Consider the following 15,582-nt stretch of genomic DNA (forward strand, 5'->3'; position numbering starts at 1 on the left):
CTGCGCGAGGCGCTGACCGGCCTCGAACCCGGCGCGGCCGGCACCATGCTCTATCCCTCGGGCGTGGCGGCGATCGCGGGCGCCATCCTGACGGTCGCGAAACCCGGCAGCCACATCCTCCTGCCCGACAGCGCCTATGATCCCACCACGCTGATGGGGCAGGGCATGCTGAAGCGGCTGGGCGTGGAGGCACAGCCCTATGACCCACTGATCGGCAGCGGAATTTCCGCGCTGTTCCGTCCGGAAACGGCGCTGGTGCTGGTCGAATCGCCTGGCTCCCTTACCTTCGAGGTGCAGGATGTGCCCGCCATCGCGGCGGCGGCCAGGGCGGCGGGAATCCCCACCCTCCTCGACAACACATGGGCCGCCGGCCATTTCTTCAAGGGGATCGCGGCGGGCTGCGACATGGTGGTCCAGGCGCTCACCAAATATGTCGGCGGCCATTCGGATCTGATGATGGGCGCCGTCTCCGCCACGGCGGAGTTCTTCCCCCGCCTGCGCAACACGGCCTGGCATCTCGGCCAGTGCGTGTCGGGCGACGAAGCCGCGCTGGCACTGCGCGGGTTCCGCACGCTTCCCGTCCGCATGGCGCGGCACGAGCAGTCCGCGCTCAGGATCGCGCACTGGCTGAAGGCGCATCCGCTGGTGGACCGCGTGCTGCACCCGGCCTTGCCGGATTGCCCCGGCCACGACATCTGGAAGCGGGATTTCACCGGCAGCTCCGGCCTGTTCGGGGTTGTCCTCAACACCGGCTCCCGCGCGGATGCGCCGCTGTTCTTCGATGATCTGCGCCATTTCGGCATCGGCTTTTCCTGGGGCGGCTATGAAAGCCTCGCCATCCCCACCAGCCCGGAAAAGCTGCGCAAACTCGCCGGTTTCCGCCCCGCGGGCCTCAGCCTACGCTTGTCCATCGGGCTTGAAGACCCGGACGACCTGATCGCGGATCTCGCCGCGGCACTGGAAAGGCTCGGCCGGCAGGGGAGGTAGAAATGGCGGACATCGCAGCCCTTTATCGCGACACGGATGCCGTGGGCCTCGCCCAGCTGGTGAAACGACGGGAGGTGAGCCCGCTGGAACTGCTGGATGCAGCGCTCGCCCGTGTCGAGGAAACCCAGCCTGCCTTCAACTATATCGTCCGCCTCTTTCCGCATCGCGCCCGCCGCCGCGCCGCCGGGCCGCTTCCGGATGGCCCGCTCGCAGGCGTCCCCTTCCTGGTGAAGGATCTGGGCATCGATGTCGCGGGCGAGATCAGCGGCATGGGCAGCCGCTCCATGCGCTACACGCCGGACTGGAACTCGATCCTCGTCGAACGGGCAGATGCCGCCGGCCTCCTCACCTTCGGCAAGACGACGACGCCCGAACTCGGCCTCACCATCACCACCGAAAGCGCCGCCACGGGGCAGACCCGCAACCCCTGGGATCCCACCCGCATCGCCGGCGGCTCGTCCGGCGGGGCGGCGGTCGCGGTCGCTGTCGGCGCAGTTCCGCTCGCCCAGGCGTCGGACGGCGGCGGCTCCATCCGCGTGCCCGCCAGCTGTTGCGGCCTTCTCGGCCTGAAAACCTCGCGCGGGCTTGTCCCCCACGGCCCGAAGCTCGAAACCATGTGGAACGGCATGGCCGTCTCCGGCCCGATCGCCCGCACCGCCCGCGATTGCGCCGCCTTCCTCGACATGCTCGCCGGCCCCGCGCCCGGCACCCGCGCCGCGCCGCCCGTCCCCGGCGGCGGCTGGCTCGCCAATCTCGAATCCGCACCCCGCCCGCTGCGTGTCGCCCTTCTCGACGCGCCCATCACGGGCACGCCCGTCGATCCGGAGGTGTCCGCCGCCCTCGCCGCCGCCGCGCGCCAGATCGAGGCGATGGGACATGTCGTGGAACCGGCGCAGCCCGCCATCGACTGGCCGGCCCTGATGGCCGCCAACATCACCAACATCGCCGTCTGCACGGCGGCCGACATCGAACAGTTCCGCCTCGCCCAGGGCCGCGATCCGGGCGACGGCCTCGAACCCGCGGTTGCCAACTGGCGGCGCATGGGCCTCGAACGCGGCGGTCTTGCCCATGAACTCGCGCTCCGCGCCCTCGAAGCCGCCTGCATCGCCCTCGACCGCTTCTTCGAAACCCACGACATCATCCTGTCGCCGACGCTGGCCGAACCCCCGATCGAGCTGGGCATCCTCAGCCTCTCCAACCCGGATCACCAGCAGTTCATCGAAACCTACACCCGCTTCTGCCCCTATGTCGGCCTCGCCAACATGACGGGCACGCCCGCCATCACGCTGCCGCTGGGCCACAGCCGGTCCAACCTCCCCATCGGCATCATGGCCCACGGCCGCTTCGGTTCAGACCTCACCCTTCTCCAGCTCGCCCACCAGCTGGAACGCGCAAGCCCCTGGGCCACCCGCCGCCCGCCGGTCTGATCGCGGGAAGCGGCGGCCGGAACCGCAGCCGCCTCAGCCCTCCCGTCGCACGCGCAGCATCAGCGGCCCGAAGGCGTCGGCCTGGCTCAGTTCGGCCTGCCCGGTGCGGGCCAGTTCCAGCGCCGCCACGAACGAAGAGGCCATGGTGGAGCGGGTCAGTTGCGGGTCTTCGCTGGCGGGCAGGAATTTCGCCAGCTCGGTCCAGTCCAGCGCGGTGCCGATCAGGGTGGACAGGCGCTGCAGCGCCTCTTCCAGCGTGCAGATCGCGCCCCTGTTGTGGGGGGTCCAGGGGCCGGGCTTCGGCCGCTGGTTCAGCGCGCCATAGGCCTGCAGCAGGTCATAAAGCGTGGCGTCCCACTGCGACTGGCGGATGGTGCGCAGCCCTTCCGGCCTGCCGCGCGCGAACACGTCGCGGCCCAAGAGGTCGCGCCGCATCAGCCGGTCGGCGGCGTCGCGCATGGCCTCCAGCCGCTGCAGCCGCCAGCGCAGCCGTTCAGCTAGGATGTTCGGGTCGGGATCCGGCTGGTCCTCGCGCGGCAGCAGCAGGGCGGATTTCAGATAGGCGAGCCAGGCCGCCATCACCAGATAATCGGCCGCGATCTCCAGCCGCAGGGCGCGGGCCTTCTGGATGAAGGCCAGATACTGCTCCACCAGCGGCAGGATCGGGATCTTCGCCAGATCGATCTTCTGGTGCCGCGCCAGGTTCAGCAGAAGGTCCAGCGGGCCTTCCCAGCTTTCGAACGAAACGATCAGCGTTTCGGGCAGCGGCGCCGTCCGCGGGGGGTCTTCCGCGAACAGCCCGCTCATGCCGATGCCAGCAGCAGGTCGCGCTTTGCGGCCAGTTCGGCCACAGTGCCCGCCGCAGCGGACGGCCAGGCCATCGCCCGATCGAGCCGCTCCCGGGCCGGGTCGGAAATCGGCCCCAGCGCGTCGGCGACTTCCTGCATTTCGGCGAAGTCGCCCGAACAGTGCAGCGCAATGTCGCAGCCGGCGGCGATCACGCCGGTCGCACGGCCCGCCATGCTGTTGCCGCCCGGTTGCAGGCCCAGCGCATGCATGCCCAGATCGTCGGACATCAGCAGATTGTCGAAGCCGATGGAGCCCCGGATGATGTCGCGGATGATCGTGGGAGAGAGCGAGGCGCAGAAGGTCTCGTCCCAGCCGGTATAGAGGATGTGCGCGGTCATCGCCATCGGCGCGTCGGCCAGCCGGCGGAACGGGATCAGGTCGGTTTCCAGTTCCTCCGTGCTCGCCGTCACGGTGGGCAGCGCCAGATGCGAATCGAGCGTGCCGCGCCCATGGCCGGGTATATGCTTCACCACCCCCACGCAGCCGCCCTGCTTCAGCCCGTCCAGCGTGGCCCGGCCAAGCGAGGCGACCATCGCGGGATCGGTGCCATAGCTGCGGTCGCCGATCACCTCGTGCATGCCGTCCGCCTTCACGTCCAGCAGCGGCAGGCAATCCACGTTGATGCCCAGTTCGGCCAGCATCACGCCCAGCGCCTGCGCATTGGCGCGGGCGGCGGCCATCGCCGTCAGCGGCGCCCTGGCGAACGCCTCCCCGAACACCACCGGCGACGGGAATTCGGGCCAGTGCGGCGGCCGCAGCCGGGCGACACGCCCGCCCTCCTGGTCGATCAGGATCGGCACCGCCGCATTGCCGGAAAGCGCCCGCAGCGAATCGGTCAGCGCCCGCACCTGCTCAGGCGTGTCGATGTTGCGCTTGAACAGAATATAGCCGGCAGGTTCGCAGGCGCCGAACAGCGCGCGCTCGTCGGTGGAAAGCTCGGTGCCGGCAAGGCCGAAGAAGGCGGGGATCATCGCGTCCCCTTGCCGCTCAGGCCCCCAACAGGCAAGCCCGGCAAAGCCGGATTCCGCTGCTAATCAGGATCAGCGCCAGGATGCCGATCACGCTCCATGTGCCCAGGATGCCCAGCACGCGCGCGGCATTGGGCGAAGGCCGCGCCATGCCGATCGGATGGATCAGCCGCGAGACGACAAGCACCACCGCCATCGCCACCAGATACCAGGGCTGCCCCAATGCCCGTTCGGCAAGCCCCAGCAGGATCAGCGCGATCGGGATTGTTTCCACCGCATTGCCATGGGCGCGGATACGTTCTTCCAGCAGCGGATTGCCGCCATCGCCCAGCGAAACATGCGCGCTCCGCCGGATGGCCGAGACGCGCAGGCCCAGCACGACGATCATCAGGCCGAGCATCCCGGCGGTTATCATGGTCAGCTGCACGTCCGATTCTCCCCTCGGCGGGCGCCGCCTCTTGCCTTTTCGCGATTTTTGGCTAAGACCGCGCGCTCGATTCCCAACTGTCCGGGCGGTTCGGGCGCGCAGGATTGTGCGCTTCCCGCCCATTTGATTGAAGAAGGTGCCTCATGGCCGTCCCCAAGCGCAAGACCTCGCCTTCCCGGCGCAACATGCGGCGCAGCCACCACGCCCTCGTCGCGGTGCAGCCCCAGGAATGCTCCAACTGCGGCGAGCTGAAGCTGAACCACCATGTCTGCCCGGCCTGCGGCTTCTATGACGGCCGCGAAGTGATCGCCTCCGAGGACTGATCGACGGACCGGGGGATAACAGGCGAAACCGCGCTTGAAGCCCCGCCCGGCCATGGCTAGTCACGCCGCGTGACAGCAGAAAAACACCAGAAGCGCCCGCTCATCGCGCTTGATGCGATGGGCGGAGACGTCGGCCCCGAAGTCGTGATCGGCGGGGCCGAACTCGCGCGCGAACGCTATCCGCAGCTCCGCTTCCGCCTCTACGGGCAGGAAGCCGCGATCCGCGCCGCGCTCGCCCAGGCGCCCCGCGTCAGCGCGGAAGCCGAAATCGTCCATGTCGACGGCGTCGTGCTTGGCACGGACAAGCCCGGTCAGGCGATCCGCCGTGCGAAATCCACCTCGATGGGCCTCGCGATCGAGGCGGTGAAATCCGGGCAGGCACAGGCCGCCGTCTCGGCCGGCAACACCGGCGCGCTGATGGCGATGGCCAAGCTGGCGCTGCGCACCATGCCCGATATCGAGCGTCCGGCGCTTGTCGCGCTGATGCCCACGCTCAAAAGCGACTCGGTGGTGCTGGATCTGGGCGCCAACACCGAATGCGACGCGGAAAATCTGGTGCAGTTCGCCGTGATGGGCGCCGCTTTCGCCCGCACTGTGCTCGGGCTTGACCGGCCCAAGGTCGCCTTCCTCAACATCGGCGAGGAAGACATGAAGGGCACGGAAGCGATCCGCGACGCCGCCGCCCTCATCCGCACGGCCGCTGTCGACCTGCCGCTGGAATTCCTCGGCAATGTCGAAGGAAACGGCATCGCGCAGGGCAACACCGACGTGATCGTGACCGACGGGTTCTCCGGCAACATCGCGCTGAAGACGGCGGAAGGAACCGCCAAGCTGGTGACCGGGCTGCTGGCGAACGCCTATCGCGCGTCGCTGCTCACGAAGATCGGCTATCTCTTCTCCCGCTCGGCGCTGCGCGCGCTCCGGGATCAGCTGGATCCGAACAACCACAATGGCGCGGTGTTCCTGGGCCTGAACGGTGTGGTGGTGAAAAGCCATGGGGGCGCCAACATCAAGGGTTTCGCGAATGCCATCGGCGTCGCCCATGATCTGGTCACCAAGGACATCAACGCCCGCATCCACCAGGATCTCGCCAATTTCGCCGCCCACAGGCCCGCCCCCCGGCCCGGCAGCGGGCCCGCGGCCGACGCGGCCTGATCGTCATGCAACGTCGCTCCGTCATCACCGGCACCGGCAGCGCGCTGCCGCCCGAAACCGTCACCAACGCCGATCTCGCCGCAAGGCTCGACACGTCGGATGAATGGATCGTCGAACGCACCGGCATCCGCGAGCGTCGGATTGCCGCGCCCGGCGTCCGCACCTCCGATCTCGCCACGGCTGCGGCCGAGGCCGCGATGCAGGCGGCGGGCGTGACGGCGGCCGACATCGATCTGGTGATCGTCGCCACCGCCACCCCGGATCAGACCTTCCCGGCCACCGCCACCACCGTGCAGGCGCGGCTGGGCATCCGGCACGGCGCGGCCTTCGATGTCGCGGCGGTCTGCTCGGGCTTCGTCTATGCGCTGACGGTCGCGGATGCGCTGCTCCGCACCGGCGCACATGGCCGCGCGCTGGTGATCGGCGCCGAACTGTTCAGCCACATCCTCGATTGGGAGGACCGCACCACCGCCGTCCTCTTCGGTGATGGCGCAGGCGCCGTCGTGCTGGAAGCGCAGGAAACGGATGGGCGCGGCGTGCTTTCGGCGCGGCTCCATGCCGATGGCCGGCACAATGATCTGCTCTATGTGGATGGCGGCCCCGGCTCCACCGGCACCGTGGGCAAGCTGCGCATGAAGGGCCGCGAGGTGTTCCGCCACGCCGTCACCAACCTTGCCGCCGTTACCGAGGAAGTGCTTGCAGACGCAGGTCTTTCCGCGCAGTCCATCGACTGGATCGTGCCCCACCAGGCGAACGCCCGCATCCTGGAGGCGACCGCGAAGAAGCTCGGCCTGCCGATGGAACGGGTGGTGATGACGGTGAGCGGCCATGCCAACACCTCGGCCGCCTCGGTGCCGCTGGCGCTGGATGCCGCCGTTCGCGACGGGCGGATCAAGCCCGGCGATCTCTGCCTGCTGGAAGCCATGGGCGGCGGATTCACCTGGGGCGCGGTGCTGATTCGGGCCTGAACGGGGCCACGGCGGCTCGGCCCGTCGCTGCCAAGGGGCGGCGTGTCCCGTTGCCCTTTGTGACGAAGCATTTCACGAAACTGTAAGGGCTTTCGCCAAGCCACGCTTTTGATTAGCATTCTTCGACGTAAACAGGTCTTGTCCGAGTCGTTCGGGCCGATCTTGAGGTGTCGGGGGGTCGAATGGCGCAATCCCAGAAATCGGTGCCGACGCTCACGCGGGCGGATCTGGCGGATGAACTGCACCGCACCATCGGGCTGTCGCGCGCCGAATCGGCCGACCTTGTCGAACAGGTTCTGGACAATGTCGCCGAAGCCCTGCTGAAGGGGGGCAATGTGAAACTGTCCTCGTTCGGCAGCTTCATCCTCCGCAAGAAGGGCCTGCGCGTCGGACGCAACCCGAAGACCGGGGTAGAGGTGCCGATCCAGCCGCGCACCGTCCTCACCTTCCGGCCCAGCCAGCTGCTCCGACAGAAGATCAATGATTGATGGCGCCTCCTGCTGAACCAGATGCCCCGGGCAAGGATCCCGCGGCCTTCCGCACCATTCGCGAAGTGTCCGAACTGCTCGGCGTGCCGCAGCATGTGCTGCGCTTCTGGGAAACCCGTTTCCCTGAACTGAAGCCGCTGCAGCGGGGCGGCAACCGCCGCTATTACCGGCCGGGGGATGTCGCCTTCGCGGCCGCGCTCCACAAGCTGCTGCACCAGGACGGCTACACGGTGAAGGGCGTGCGCAAGCTGATCACCGATCATGGCGCCTCGAACCTCGTCGCACTCGCCAACGGGGAAACGGTCGCGCCGCGCGGGCGTGGCCGGCCGGCCGCAGCGCCGGTGATCTCGGTGGTGCCCGCCCCGGCAGAGCCGGCCCCGGCCGCTGCCGAACCGGTCCGCGCGCCCGCCGTGGCGACGCCTGCGTCCGCCGCCTCGCCGGCGCTCCTCCCGGAACTCATCGCCCTGCGCGATCGCCTCGCCGCCGCGCTGGCGGCCTGAACCCCCGCTTGCCGCCTGCGTCGCCCACCCCCATAAACGGGGCATGAAGGCGGTTGCGGTCTTTTCCATCAAGGGCGGCGTCGGAAAATCCGCGACGGCGGTGAACCTCGCCCATGCGGCCGCCACAACCGGCGGCCGCCGCACCCTGCTGTGGGATCTGGATTCGCAAGGGGCCGCCACCTGGCTGCTCCAGCGGGAGCCGGCGTCGGGCCGCAAGGCCCGCGCAGCACTTGCCGGGGACGAGGCGTTGTCGGGCCTCGTGGTGCACACCGAATTCCCGAACCTGCACATCCTGCCCGCCGATCGCTCGCTGCGCCGGCTGGAAGGCGATCTCGCCCGGTCCGACAAGGAAAAGCAGCTGAGGAAACAGCTGAAGGCCTTCACCGAAAGCTATGACCGCATCCTGATCGATTGCCCGCCGGGCCTCTCGGAACTCGCGGTGCGCATCTTCCGCGCCGTCGATCTCATCGTCCTGCCGGTGATCCCTTCGCCCCTGTCGGAACGGGCCGCCGCCCAGCTTCAGGAGGAACTGGCGATGGGCGGCTTCGACCGGCCCCGGCTGCTGCCGGTGTGGAGCATGGTGGATGCCCGCCGCAAGCTGCACCGGCAGACGGTCGCTGCCCATCCGGATTGGCCCCAGATCCCCTATTCCAGCACGGTGGAGCAGATGGCAGTGCATCGCGCCCCGATCGCGGCCTTCCAGCCCAGCGGCGCCCCCGCCCGCGCCTTCGCGGCGCTCTGGGCCCAGGTGGAGGCCGCGCTGCTGCGCTAGCGCGCCGGCGCCAGCGGGATCGTCACCCGCGCCCGCAGCCCGCCGCCCTCGCGGTTGCTCAGCACCACATCGCCGCCATGCGCCCGGGCGATGGAGCGAACCACCGCCAACCCCAGTCCGGTGCCGCCCGTTTCCCGGCTGCGCGACCGTTCCAGCCGGTAGAAGGGCTCGAACACCCGCTCCAGCTCGGCTTCGGGAATGCCCGGCCCCCGGTCGTCGATGTCGATCACCGCCAGCCCGTCGCCGCGCCAGGCCCGGGCGCTGACGTCGCCGCCATAGGTTTCGCCATTTTCCATCAGATTGGTCAGCAGCCGCTTCAATTCGCCCGGATCGCCGTCCACCACCAGCATGTCCGTTGCGTCGGCGGTGATCCGCCGGCCCGTCAGCGCCAGGTCGTCGGCGGCCTGCTCCGTCAGCGATCCCAGGTCCAGCCGCTGCCGGTTCACCGGCTCGTTGTCGGCGCGCGCCAGGCTCAGCGTGGATCGCACCATCGCTTCCATTTCAGCCACATCGCCCCGCAGGCGCGCCTTGTCGGCTTCGGGCAGGGATTCCAGCCGGAAGGCCAGCCGCGTCAGCGGCGTGCGCAGGTCGTGCGCGATGGCGCCCAGCATCTGGGTCCTGTCCGTCACATAGGCCTGCAGCCGTTGCTGCATCTGCTGGAAGGCCTGCGCGGCGCGTTCGATCTCGGCCGGGCCATCGACGCCCGGCGGGGTCGCGCGCGGGTCGCGCCCCAGCTTCTCGGCCGCGTCGGCGAACCGCTCGATCGGATCGGCAAGCCGCCTCGCAAAGACCCATGCGATGGGCAGCATGGCCAGCGCGCTCAGCAGGAACAGCAACAGGAACTGCCGCTCCCGCGTGGCGAACAGCCGCTGGTCGCGCGGTTCCGCCAGCAGCCAGCCGTCGCGCTCGCGCACGGCCACGCGGAAATGGCCCTGGATCGCGGAAACCGGCGCGCCGCCGGCCTTGGGATACAGCTCCAGGAACTTGCGCCCCTGCACGGCAGACATGTCCAGCGCCACTTCGGCTGGAATCCGCCCGATCAGGCCCGCCAGCTCCGCCTCCACCCGCGCCGCGCCCGGCCCCGCGGTCGCCGGCTGGAAAGGGGCCACCGGCACCCGCTGGAAGATCAGCGCCCTTTCGTTCCGGGTCAGGATCGCCTCGGCCAGCGCCGTCACCGGCACGGTGCGCGGCGGATCCGGCGGCAGTAGCGCCAGCAGCACCAGGTTGATCAGCTGCGCGATGGCAACCGTCGCCAGCACCAGCGCGAAGATCTGGGTGAACAGGCTGCTGGGAACCTCGCGCCGCGCGGCGCCGGGCGAAACGCCTTCCTGTGGGGCCGGTGCGGTCAGCGGCGGGTGACCTTGGGCGTGAACATATAGCCCTCGTTGCGCACGGTGCGGATCAGCTCCTCGCGGTTCTTCACCGCCCCGTCCAGCTTGCGGCGAAGGCGGCTGATCTGCACGTCGATGGAGCGGTCATAGCTGTCCGCATCACGCCCGCGCGCCAGTTCCAGCAACTCCTCGCGCGCCAGCGGCTGCTGCGGCCGCTCCACGAACACGCGCAGCAGCGAAAACTCCCCGTCCGACAGCGCGATCAGCACCTGTTCGGGAGAGGTCAGCTCCCGCCGCACAAGATCCAGCTTCCAGCCGTCGAACTCGGCGATCACCCCGGCCGCCACCTCGGCACCCGGCTCCTGCCGGCGGCGCAGCACCGCCCGGATGCGCGCCAGCAGTTCCCGCGGGTTGCAGGGCTTGGGCAGATAATCGTCCGCCCCCACTTCCAGCCCCACGATCCGGTCGCTGTCTTCGCCCATGGCCGACAGCATGATTAGCCCCGGCCCCCCCGGCGTCGAAAGCCGGCGCGCGATTTCCAGCCCATGTTCGCCCGGCATCATCAGGTCCAGCACCACCAGGTCAAAGGGCGCGGCGGCGTCTGCGATCGCGCGATCCATCGAAACGCCATCCTCGGCAGTCGTCACCGAATAGCCGTGGCGGCCCAGGAACTCGGACACCAGATCCCGGATTCCGGGATCATCGTCCACCACGAGGATAGTCGGCATGTGCTGCGCCCTTTTCGATGCGTGTTTCGCATTCCCTAGCGCGTGGCGCGTTGCCGCAAAAGCCTTCCCTTGGCACTCCGCCGCTTGACTTGGCCGGGGGGCAGGGGAAATCTCCGGTCCGGCGCGTAGGGATCTGCAAGTGCCGAGGAACGAATTCATTTGTCACGCCTGCTGATACCCGTTGCGTTGCTGCTGTCGGCCGGGCCGGGCCTCGCCGCCCAGCCCGCCACCGGCCCGGATTTCGCCGCCGCCGGCCTGCACCAGCCCGCCTGTGCCGATGCGCCCGTGCCGGATCGCCCGCTCGCCCTTGCGGACCTCATCGACATCGCCCTGTGCCGCGCGCCGGCCACAAGCGCCGCATGGGCGGGCGTGCGAGCCGCAGCCGCACGGGAAGCGCAGGCGCGCGCGGCCTATGGCCCGTCGCTGTCCGCCGCCGTCGGCCCGGATGTCAGCGCCAGCCGCCGCTGGGGCGGGGGCTTCCCCGCCGCCACGGACAGCAGCGCCAGCGCCACCGCCCAGCTTTCACTCCAGTGGCTGCTGTTCGATTTCGGCGGCCGTCAGGCCGCCCTCGCCGGGGCAGAGGCGGCCCGCGCCGCAGCAATGGCCTCGTTCGCCGGCACCGCGCAGGACGTGGTCGAGGAAACTGCCCTAGCCTACAACGCATATGTCTCCGCGATGGCCTCCGCCCGCGCGGCCGACGCCAATGCCGGCTTTGCGCAAACCAGCCTTGCCGCGGCAACCGCGCGGGAACGGGCCGGGGTCGCCATCAAGTCCGATCGCCTTCAGGCAGACGCCGCCTACGCCCGCGCCCTGCTGGAACAGCGGCAGGCCCAGGGCACGTTGGAAACACAGCGCGGGCGGCTGCTGACGGCGCTCTCCCTGCCGCCCGATGGCCGCATCACCGTCGCGGAACCGCCCGCCCCCAGCAGCGCCGTCGCGCGCGCGTCCGCCCGCGCCCTTCTGGAGGAGGCCGCGCGGCTCCGCCCCGATCTTCGCCTGCAGGCCGCCACGCTCGAATCCGCCCGCGCGGCTGTCGCGCAGGCACGGGCCGCCCGGCGCCCCAGCGTCTCGGTCGGCGCGGGGCCCAGCGTGTCGGTCGGCACCCAGGGGCAGGACAGCGCCGTGGCCACAGCCGGCGTCACCATGTCGATCCCGCTCTTCAACAGCGGCGGCCGCACCGCCGCCCTTCGCGAGGCAGAGGCCGAACGCGACCGCGCCGAAGCCAATCTCGCGCTCGCCGGCCAGCAGGCCGCGCTTGAGGTGTGGAGCCGTTACCAGGATCTGGAAACGGCCAGCGCCAACCTCGAAACCACCCGCCGCCTGCTCGCCAGCGCGGAAGAGGCGGCGGCCCTCGCGCAGGGACGCTACAAGGCCGGGCTGGCCGGCATCACCGAACTGCTCGACGCCCAGTCCAGCCTCACGGGCGCGCGCCAGCAGAAGGTGCTGGCCGATCTTCAGCTTCGCGCATCGGAACTGCAACTCGCCCGCTCGGTCGGCGCTGTCGGAGACGCCCTGGAATGACGCTCCCCAAATTCACCACCGGGCGGATCCTGGCCTTGCTGCTGCTGCTCGTCGCGATCGCGGGCGCCGTCTGGTATTTCGCGATCCGCAAGCCGGGGGATGCCGCCCGCTTCCACACGGCGGCAGCCGAAACCGGCGACCTGACAGAGGTGATCAGCGCCAACGGCACCATCAACCCGGTGCGGGTGGTCAATGTCGGCTCGCAGGTGTCGGGCACCGTCCAGAAACTCTATGCCGACTATAACGACAAGGTGACGGCCGGGCAGGTCCTGTTGGAACTGGACCCGCAGCTGTTCAAGGCCCGTCTCGCCCAGTCCGAAGGGGCGCTTGCCAACGCCCGCGCACAGGCTGCGCTGTCGCAGGCGAACGCCGCCCGCGCCGGGCAGCTGCGGCGGCAGGATTTCATCAGCCAGCAGGATTATGAAACGGCGCTCGCCACGGCCCGGTCGCAGGCCGCGCAGGTCGCCTCCGCCCAGGCGGCCGCCGATCAGGATCGCGCAAACCTCGGCTTCTCCATCATCCGCGCCCCGGTGTCCGGCGTCATCATCAGCCGGGCCGTCGATATCGGGCAGACCGTCGCGGCCTCCTTCCAGACGCCGACCCTGTTCACCATTGCTCAGGACCTGACCGAAATGCAGATCGAGGCGCTGGTGGCCGAGGCCGATGTCGCCCGCGTGCAGCTGGGCCAGAAGGTCAGCTTCACCGTCGATGCCTATGGCAACCGCCCGTTTGCCGGAACCGTCAGCCAGGTGCGGCTGAACCCCACCACGCAGCAGAATGTCGTCACCTTCACGGTGATCGTCGCCGTGCCGAACCCCGATGGGGCGCTGCTGCCGGGGATGACGGTGAATGCCAGTTTCCTTGTCCGGCAATATGATGATGTGCTGCTGGTCCCCAATTCCGCGATGAGCTGGAAGCCCGCCGGCTGGAACCGCCAGCAGCAGCCAAAGCCCCTGCCGGACGAAGCGAGGCTTCCCGGCTATGGCACCACCATCTTCGTGCTCGGCCCCGGGGGAGAGCCGGAGCCGCGGCGCATCCGCGTGGGCGCGGCCGACAACGACATGAGCGTCGTGCTGGGCGGCCAGCTGAAGGCCGGGGAAAAGGTGATCACGGGCGACGTGAAGCCCGCGGAAAGCGCCCGCCCCGGCGGCCCGCCGCCCGGCTGATCGTCACCCGGTGGCCGAAACCCCCGTCATCGACGTGCGCAACGTCATCAAGGACTTCCCGTCCGAAGCGGGGGTGTTCCGCGCGCTCCATGGTGTGTCCATGCGGGTGATGCAGGGGGAATTGCTGTCGATCGTCGGCCCGTCCGGGTCCGGCAAGTCCACGCTGATGAACATCATCGGTTGCCTCGACAGTCTGACAGAGGGGCAATATCTGTTCGACGGGCGCGATATCTCGGCCTTCGAGGAAGCGGAGCTGGCGCATCTCAGGAACGGGTCGCTCGGCTTCGTCTTCCAGCAGTTCAACCTGCTGCCCCGCCTGTCCGCGCGGCAGAATGTGGGTCTGCCGCTCGTCTATTCGGGCCGGTCCCGCGCCGAACGCGACGCCAAGGCGGAAGAGCTGCTCGGCCTCGTGGGCCTTGCCGGCAAGGAACGGTCGCGCCCGATGCAGCTGTCGGGCGGGCAGCAGCAGCGGGTCGCCATCGCCCGCGCGCTCGCCAATGATCCCCGCCTGCTGCTGGCTGACGAGCCGACCGGCGCGCTCGACACGAAGACAGGGCGCGAAGTGCTGGACATGGTCCGCCGCCTGAACCGCGAACGCGGCGTCACCGCGATCATCGTCACCCATGATCCGGGCGTCGCTGCCTCGACCGACAGGGTCGTGCGCATCCACGACGGCCGCATCACCTATGATGGTCCGCCAACGGCCGAGGCACTGGCCGGCGCCGGCCGGCAGGTCGCCGCAGACGAGACGCCCGCCTGATGCTCGGCGCAATGCTCGCAGAGGCCTGGAGCGCGCTGCTGGCGAACCGCCTGCGCTCGATCCTCACCATGCTCGGCATGATCATCGGCGTTGCCGCCGTGATCGTGATGCTGGCGATCGGCAATGGCGTGCAGGCCTATATCGAACGGCAGATCTCGTCGCTGGGCACCAACCTGCTCATCGTGAACGCCGGGGCCGCCCGGTCCGGCGGCGGTTTCGCGCAGGGCATCGGCACGGCGCCCACGCTCACGCTGGATGACGCAGAGGCGATCGGCAGGCTGCCGGCGGTGGCGGCCGCCGCCCCCGTTTCCGCCTTCTCCACCCAGGCGGTTGCCGGGCCCGCCAACTGGCTCACCGCCGTCACCGCCACCACGCCGGGCTGGTTCCAGGTGCAGGACTGGTTCCCCGATGAAGGCCGCGCCTTCACGGAGATGGAAAACCGGCAGGGCGCGCGGGTCGCGGTGCTGGGCCGGAAGGTCGCGGATGAACTGTTCGGCGCCAATGATCCCATCGGCCAGCAGGTGCGCGTGCGCGGCATCAGCTTCACGGTGATCGGTGTCCTGCCGTCGAAGGGGCAGGGCATCGGCGGCGCCGACCGGGATGACGCCATCGTCCTGCCGCTGAATTCCGCCCAGCGCATGGTGCAGGGCGGCGGGCCGTTCCGCCGCTCGGTCCGCACCATCATGATCACGGTGGAGCGTCAGGACGAGCTGGAATCGACGCAGGAGCAGATCAGCCAGCTGCTGCGCCGCCGCCACCGGCTGGCCCCGTCGGCCGTCGATGACTTCAACATCACCAACGTCTCCGCGCTGGGCGACACCTTCAAGCAGACGACGGGCGCGCTGTCGCTGCTGCTGGGCGCCATCGGCGGCATCAGCCTCGTGGTCGGCGGCATCGGCATCATGAACATCATGCTGGTCAGCGTCACCGAGCGCACGCGGGAAATCGGCATCCGCATGGCGATCGGCGCGCCCCGCAGCGCGATCCGGCTTCAGTTCCTGCTGGAAGCGTTGATGCTCAGCCTCGCCGGCTGTCTCGCCGGCGTCCTGATCGGTGGCGGAATCAGCCGCTTCCTGCCGTTCCCGACGGTGATTTCCCCCGGTTCGGTGCTGATCGCCTTCGCGATTTCGGCCGGCATCGGCATCTTCTTCGGCTGGTGGCCCGCCACCCGCGCCGCGAAACTCAGCCCGATCGAAGCTCTGCGAAGCTGAA

At 69.5% G+C, this 15,582-nt stretch carries 17 protein-coding genes; 12 read left to right on the plus strand and 5 right to left on the minus strand.

Annotation, left to right across the window (positions count from 1 at the left end; all coding sequences use genetic code 11):
• Together metC and ACE3O8_RS02255 are read left to right on the plus strand one after the other, a co-directional pair.
• Positions 1-987, plus strand: a 987-nt coding sequence (gene metC / locus ACE3O8_RS02250; RefSeq protein WP_374386335.1) for a cystathionine beta-lyase, incomplete at its 5' end; no start/stop codon positions are given.
• Between the two features lie 2 nt (positions 988-989).
• Positions 990-2,414 carry an amidase gene (locus ACE3O8_RS02255; RefSeq protein WP_374386337.1) on the plus strand — a complete coding sequence of 475 codons (1,425 nt, stop codon included), beginning with the start codon at positions 990-992 and terminating at the stop codon, positions 2,412-2,414.
• 33 nt (positions 2,415-2,447) lie between these two features.
• Here ACE3O8_RS02255 and ACE3O8_RS02260 read toward each other — a convergent pair whose 3' ends face one another.
• From ACE3O8_RS02260 to ACE3O8_RS02270, 3 genes are read right to left on the minus strand one after another with little or no spacing between them, the layout of a single operon-like run.
• Positions 2,448-3,221, minus strand: coding sequence for a ScpA family protein (locus ACE3O8_RS02260; RefSeq protein ID WP_374386339.1), 774 nt, complete (start codon positions 3,219-3,221; stop codon positions 2,448-2,450).
• A complete protein-coding gene (gene nagZ / locus ACE3O8_RS02265; protein ID WP_374386341.1) occupies positions 3,218-4,234 on the minus strand; it encodes a beta-N-acetylhexosaminidase in 1,017 nt (338 codons plus the stop codon). Before nagZ ends, ACE3O8_RS02260 begins: the two co-directional genes overlap by 4 nt.
• A 16-nt stretch (positions 4,235-4,250) precedes the next feature.
• A complete protein-coding gene (locus ACE3O8_RS02270; RefSeq protein WP_374386343.1) occupies positions 4,251-4,658 on the minus strand; it encodes an MAPEG family protein in 408 nt (135 codons plus the stop codon).
• Positions 4,659-4,801: 143 nt separating this feature from the next.
• On the opposite strand from ACE3O8_RS02270, the gene rpmF reads away from it, so the two are divergent.
• From rpmF to ACE3O8_RS02300, 6 genes are all read left to right on the plus strand, one after another.
• Positions 4,802-4,981: a 50S ribosomal protein L32 gene (gene rpmF, locus ACE3O8_RS02275; protein WP_374386345.1), complete on the plus strand. Its 180-nt coding sequence runs from the start codon at positions 4,802-4,804 to the stop codon at positions 4,979-4,981.
• Positions 4,982-5,050: 69 nt separating this feature from the next.
• A complete protein-coding gene (plsX, locus tag ACE3O8_RS02280; RefSeq protein ID WP_374386348.1) occupies positions 5,051-6,136 on the plus strand; it encodes a phosphate acyltransferase PlsX in 1,086 nt (361 codons plus the stop codon).
• Positions 6,137-6,141: 5 nt separating this feature from the next.
• Positions 6,142-7,104 (plus strand): beta-ketoacyl-ACP synthase III, encoded by a 963-nt coding sequence (locus tag ACE3O8_RS02285; RefSeq protein WP_374386350.1) that lies wholly within the window; start codon positions 6,142-6,144, stop codon positions 7,102-7,104.
• 182 nt (positions 7,105-7,286) lie between these two features.
• On the plus strand, positions 7,287-7,592 hold the full coding sequence (locus ACE3O8_RS02290) for an integration host factor subunit alpha (RefSeq protein ID WP_374386352.1): 306 nt from the start codon (positions 7,287-7,289) through the stop codon (positions 7,590-7,592).
• A complete protein-coding gene (locus ACE3O8_RS02295; RefSeq protein WP_374386354.1) occupies positions 7,592-8,092 on the plus strand; it encodes a MerR family transcriptional regulator in 501 nt (166 codons plus the stop codon). The genes ACE3O8_RS02290 and ACE3O8_RS02295 overlap by 1 nt, the downstream gene beginning before the upstream one ends.
• Before the next feature lie 43 nt (positions 8,093-8,135).
• Positions 8,136-8,864 (plus strand): ParA family protein, encoded by a 729-nt coding sequence (locus ACE3O8_RS02300; RefSeq protein ID WP_374386356.1) that lies wholly within the window; start codon positions 8,136-8,138, stop codon positions 8,862-8,864.
• Here ACE3O8_RS02300 and ACE3O8_RS02305 read toward each other — a convergent pair.
• Together ACE3O8_RS02305 and ACE3O8_RS02310 are read right to left on the minus strand one after the other, a co-directional pair.
• Positions 8,861-10,123: a sensor histidine kinase gene (locus ACE3O8_RS02305; protein WP_374386358.1), complete on the minus strand. Its 1,263-nt coding sequence runs from the start codon at positions 10,121-10,123 to the stop codon at positions 8,861-8,863. The genes ACE3O8_RS02300 and ACE3O8_RS02305 overlap by 4 nt on opposite strands.
• An 86-nt stretch (positions 10,124-10,209) precedes the next feature.
• Positions 10,210-10,923, minus strand: a complete 714-nt coding sequence (locus tag ACE3O8_RS02310) for a response regulator (protein WP_374386360.1) — start codon at positions 10,921-10,923, stop codon at positions 10,210-10,212.
• 159 nt (positions 10,924-11,082) lie between these two features.
• On the opposite strand from ACE3O8_RS02310, the gene ACE3O8_RS02315 reads away from it, so the two are divergent.
• Genes ACE3O8_RS02315 through ACE3O8_RS02330 form a run of 4 tightly spaced genes read left to right on the plus strand, consistent with a single transcriptional unit; the run spans position 11,083 to position 15,581 of the window.
• Positions 11,083-12,444 (plus strand): TolC family protein, encoded by a 1,362-nt coding sequence (locus ACE3O8_RS02315; RefSeq protein WP_374386362.1) that lies wholly within the window; start codon positions 11,083-11,085, stop codon positions 12,442-12,444.
• Positions 12,441-13,610, plus strand: a complete 1,170-nt coding sequence (locus ACE3O8_RS02320) for an efflux RND transporter periplasmic adaptor subunit (RefSeq protein ID WP_374386364.1) — start codon at positions 12,441-12,443, stop codon at positions 13,608-13,610. Before ACE3O8_RS02315 ends, ACE3O8_RS02320 begins: the two co-directional genes overlap by 4 nt.
• Before the next feature lie 10 nt (positions 13,611-13,620).
• On the plus strand, positions 13,621-14,370 hold the full coding sequence (locus ACE3O8_RS02325; protein WP_374386366.1) for an ABC transporter ATP-binding protein: 750 nt from the start codon (positions 13,621-13,623) through the stop codon (positions 14,368-14,370).
• Entirely contained in the window at positions 14,370-15,581 is a 1,212-nt protein-coding gene (locus tag ACE3O8_RS02330) for an ABC transporter permease (RefSeq protein ID WP_374386368.1), read from the plus strand. Before ACE3O8_RS02325 ends, ACE3O8_RS02330 begins: the two co-directional genes overlap by 1 nt.
• The last annotated feature ends 1 nt before the right edge of the window (position 15,582 follow it).

The organism is Sandaracinobacter sp. (assembly GCF_041909755.1).
Classification (GTDB): Bacteria; Pseudomonadota; Alphaproteobacteria; order Sphingomonadales; family Sphingomonadaceae; genus Sandaracinobacteroides.

Coding starts and splice junctions, on each gene's coding strand:
- ACE3O8_RS02255 (WP_374386337.1), top strand. CDS start 990: ATGGCGGACATCGCAGCCCTTTATCGCGACACGGATGCCGTGGGCCTC.
- ACE3O8_RS02260 (WP_374386339.1), bottom strand. CDS start 3,221: ATGAGCGGGCTGTTCGCGGAAGACCCCCCGCGGACGGCGCCGCTGCCC.
- nagZ (WP_374386341.1), bottom strand. CDS start 4,234: ATGATCCCCGCCTTCTTCGGCCTTGCCGGCACCGAGCTTTCCACCGAC.
- rpmF (WP_374386345.1), top strand. CDS start 4,802: ATGGCCGTCCCCAAGCGCAAGACCTCGCCTTCCCGGCGCAACATGCGG.
- ACE3O8_RS02285 (WP_374386350.1), top strand. CDS start 6,142: ATGCAACGTCGCTCCGTCATCACCGGCACCGGCAGCGCGCTGCCGCCC.
- ACE3O8_RS02290 (WP_374386352.1), top strand. CDS start 7,287: ATGGCGCAATCCCAGAAATCGGTGCCGACGCTCACGCGGGCGGATCTG.
- ACE3O8_RS02295 (WP_374386354.1), top strand. CDS start 7,592: ATGGCGCCTCCTGCTGAACCAGATGCCCCGGGCAAGGATCCCGCGGCC.
- ACE3O8_RS02300 (WP_374386356.1), top strand. CDS start 8,136: ATGAAGGCGGTTGCGGTCTTTTCCATCAAGGGCGGCGTCGGAAAATCC.
- ACE3O8_RS02310 (WP_374386360.1), bottom strand. CDS start 10,923: ATGCCGACTATCCTCGTGGTGGACGATGATCCCGGAATCCGGGATCTG.
- ACE3O8_RS02320 (WP_374386364.1), top strand. CDS start 12,441: ATGACGCTCCCCAAATTCACCACCGGGCGGATCCTGGCCTTGCTGCTG.
- ACE3O8_RS02330 (WP_374386368.1), top strand. CDS start 14,370: ATGCTCGGCGCAATGCTCGCAGAGGCCTGGAGCGCGCTGCTGGCGAAC.